Annotated in this window: 4 protein-coding genes; 1 reads left to right on the forward strand and 3 read right to left on the reverse strand. The window is 58.5% G+C overall.

Annotated elements, in window-relative coordinates; all coding sequences use genetic code 11:
• Positions 1–483 (forward strand): IS5 family transposase (locus tag XpopCFBP1817_RS20100; protein WP_244171274.1); only part of this gene is annotated, 483 nt, incomplete at its 5' end.
• A 136-nt stretch (positions 484–619) separates the two neighbouring features.
• On the opposite strand, the gene XpopCFBP1817_RS20105 is transcribed toward XpopCFBP1817_RS20100, so the two are convergent.
• The 3 genes from XpopCFBP1817_RS20105 to XpopCFBP1817_RS20115 all read right to left on the reverse strand — a co-directional run bounded on the left by XpopCFBP1817_RS20105 (position 620) and on the right by XpopCFBP1817_RS20115 (position 3,187).
• Positions 620–1,213, reverse strand: coding sequence for an STN domain-containing protein (locus XpopCFBP1817_RS20105; RefSeq protein ID WP_128418426.1), 594 nt, complete (start codon positions 1,211–1,213; stop codon positions 620–622).
• Positions 1,214–1,596: 383 nt separating this feature from the next.
• Entirely contained in the window at positions 1,597–2,091 is a 495-nt protein-coding gene (locus XpopCFBP1817_RS20110) for a transposase (protein WP_244171275.1), read from the reverse strand.
• Positions 1,982–3,187, reverse strand: a complete 1,206-nt coding sequence (locus XpopCFBP1817_RS20115) for an acetyl-CoA C-acyltransferase (protein WP_128418427.1) — start codon at positions 3,185–3,187, stop codon at positions 1,982–1,984. The genes XpopCFBP1817_RS20110 and XpopCFBP1817_RS20115 overlap by 110 nt, the downstream gene beginning before the upstream one ends.
• Between the last annotated feature and the right edge of the window lie 196 nt (positions 3,188–3,383).

Consider the following 3,383-nt stretch of genomic DNA (forward strand, 5'->3'; position numbering starts at 1 on the left):
GGCGGTGGAAGCCGCCAGAAACGCGCAAAACCTCGTCTGATAAACCCACCTTGCGCGTTCATGGCGCTCAAGATGCTGGAATTCATGCGGCCTGGAGCGTTGTTCAGACCTTCCTTAGACACGCAAGGCTTGCCGCATGCCATCGCAGTGACGACGGCGGAGGTGACCGATCGCCAGGGTGCGCTGCTGGCACTTGAGCGCAACAAACAGAATGTGAAGCGCTTAAAAGGCCTGCTCTGCGATCGCGGCTATATCGGCGACCCATTTGCACAGGGAGTGCAGGAGATGTTGGGCAGGAAAGTCAAAGTGCAGATCGCAAAGCGCAGCGAACTGCACACCTTCAAGGTCATGCCCAAGCGCTGGATCGTGGAGCGCAGCTTTGCATGGTTAGAGAAGAACCGAAGGCTATGGAAAAACTGCGAGCGTCGGCTCAACACCAGCTTGCAGATGATCCACCTGGCATTGCTGCTTAGAAGGCTTTGAACAGGCTCTTTGAGAGAACCGCCCGGAGCGTGCTTCGGCATGAAAGATGGCATGTTAGTTCTTCGACACATTCCGCATTAAAGCGGCGGGGCCGTCCAACATTCGATTGCCCATTTGGATCGAACCCGTATCGAATTCATCGTGGAAGGCGGGTGATCTCAAAACCACCTTTGATGGTATTACCTTCAAGCCCGGTACCATCAAGCATTGCCTGCAATGCCTGTTCGGGCGTCATCATGCCAACAACAGGCTTCGAACGCTTGCCACGAGCGAGATTGGTGCCGGAGATAGGGCAGCGGGTGGCTAGACGTAGCTGCTCAAGAGCATTTCCCAGGCGGCCCCCAGGAATTTCTACCTTCACCTGCTCTTTCTGGCAATTATATTGGAAGTCCTGTCCGAGTGGAAGGCGGGTGATCTCAAAACCACCTTTGACGGTATTGCCTTCAAGCCCGGTACCATCAAGCATTGCCTGCAATGCCTGTTCGGGCGTCATCATGCCAACAACAGGATTCGAACGCTTGCCACGAGCGAGATTGGTGCCGGAAATAGGGCAGCGGGTGGCTAGACGTAGCTGCTTAAGAGCATTTCCCAGGCGGCCCCCAGGAATTTCGACCTTCACCGGCTCGTTCTGGCAATTGTATTGGAAGTCATGTCCGATGGCCTCATTTGCAGCAATTGCCAAAGTCGCGGCGAGCGTGGCACTAATGAATCGAAGATTGAAAAATTTCATGTACTTTTCCTTGAACGTTGCTAGCATGGGAATCGATTGGAGCGCGTCACTTCGCCACAACCAACCGACGCCCTCAATTGTAGCAGCCTTAGGGAACCTTTGAACAACGCGCCCAAGATGCGCGACACTATCCGCTCACGTTGAGGAGTCCTCCATGCAACTGCCCTTCGGTGATGCAGAGGGCCTGGCAAGCGCAAGCAGAACCGCCGCGAGATCTTCTCGCCGCGCCCAGCTCGACCAATAATTCCGATCACGCGCGCGACCCTGAGATGCATCAGACCAAGAAGAGGGTCAGCAGGGAATCATTACGTCCAGGGCCAAAGGCTGCCTAAGCGACTGAAGTGCAAGGCTGATTGCTCATCTCGCCGGCAGGTTCTCCCCATCTATGGGGTCTGTTCAAGAACCTTGGCTGTGTAGCTCAGCGGCGCCACTTCCCTGTCAAGATCCAGGTGGTAATCGCCGAAGCGATTGATGTGGCTGGTCCGATAAGGCGATAGACCGGCCAGGATCTCGGGCGTCAGTTCGATCCCCTCCTTCCGCATCTCAGCCAATGTCCGGCTCATACCCTCCACGTTGTGGAGGATGATCATGTTGGCCACCAGCTGGCTGTACTTGATGATCTTGCGCTGCTCGTGTTGTACGTTCTCAGCAATGATCCCTTGGCTGCCAAAGAAGACCCATTTCACGAAGCCGTTGTACTCCTCGCTCTCACAACGAGTCGATATTGTGTCAGATCGGCGCGGACCGCCGATCCAACACGACAGATGATTACAGCGCCTCGATAATGCCTGCCGCGCCCATGCCGGTGCCAATGCACATAGTGACCATGCCGTACTTGAGCTGACGGCGGCGCAGGCCGTGCACCAGCGTTGCGGCACGGATCGCGCCTGTGGCGCCCAGCGGGTGGCCAAGTGCGATTGCGCCGCCCAGCGGGTTGACCTTGGACGGATCCAGTTCGCTGTCGCGGATCACCGCCAAGGCCTGCGCGGCGAAGGCTTCGTTGAGCTCGATCCAGTCGATCTGGTCCTTGGTCAGGCCAGCCTGCTTGAGCGCCTTGGGAATCGCCGCGATCGGGCCGATGCCCATCACTTCCGGACGCACGCCGGCCACCGAGAAGCTGACAAAACGCGCCAGCGGCGTCAGGCCGTAATCCTTGATCGCCTGCTCGGAGGCCAGCAGCACTGCACCGGCGCCATCGCTCATCTGCGACGAATTGCCAGCAGTGACGCTGCCGCCGAACTGACCGTTACGGAACACCGGACGCAGCTTGGCCAGACCTTCGAGCGAGCTGTCCGGGCGCGGACCTTCGTCGGTGTCGAACAGCCGCTTGCGCAGCGCGATGACATTGCCGGCCAGGTCGGGCTGGTGCGAGAGGATTTGGTACGGGGTAATCTCGTCGCGGAACTCGCCGGCGGCAATCGCGGCAATCGCCTTCTGATGCGAAGCAAGTGCGAATGCATCCTGATCCTGGCGCGAGACTTTCCATTCCTCTGCCACTTTCTCGGCGGTGATGCCCATGCCGTAGGCAATGGCGACATGGTCGTCGGCGAACACGTTCGGCGACATGGCGACCTTGTTGCCCATCATTGGCACCATCGACATCGACTCGGTACCGCCTGCCAGCACCAGGTCGGCATTGCCCAGACGGATCTGGTCGGCGGCCATCGCCACAGCCTGGATGCCGGAGGAACAGAAACGATTGATGGTCTGACCGGCAACAGTAGTGGGCAGGCCCGCCAACAGCACGCCGATGCGCGCCACGTTCATGCCTTGCTCGCCCTCGGGCATGGCGCAACCGATGATGGCATCGTCGATCCGCGACAGATCGATGCCCGGCGTCTGCGCGACCACTGCGCGCAAGACGTGCGCCAGCATGTCGTCGGGACGGGTATTGCGGAACACGCCCTTGGGTGCCTTGCCGACCGGCGTGCGAGTGGCGGCAACGATGTAGGCTTCTTGAATCTGCTTGCTCATTTGGCTATCTCCGATAGCCGGGAATGGAGAATCGGGAATCGGGAATCGCAAGTGCGGATTCGCATGAGTTCGCCATCTTCATGACCCGGCAAGATAATGGGGAGAAGCAGGGAGTCGGTTCTGAGGTATCCCCACGTTTTTCAGCCCATGACCATCTGGTTGTAGACGTGTTCGGGCAGTGTGCGTAATCGCTCCA

The organism is Xanthomonas populi, from assembly GCF_002940065.1.
GTDB classification, from domain to species: Bacteria; Pseudomonadota; Gammaproteobacteria; order Xanthomonadales; family Xanthomonadaceae; genus Xanthomonas; species Xanthomonas populi.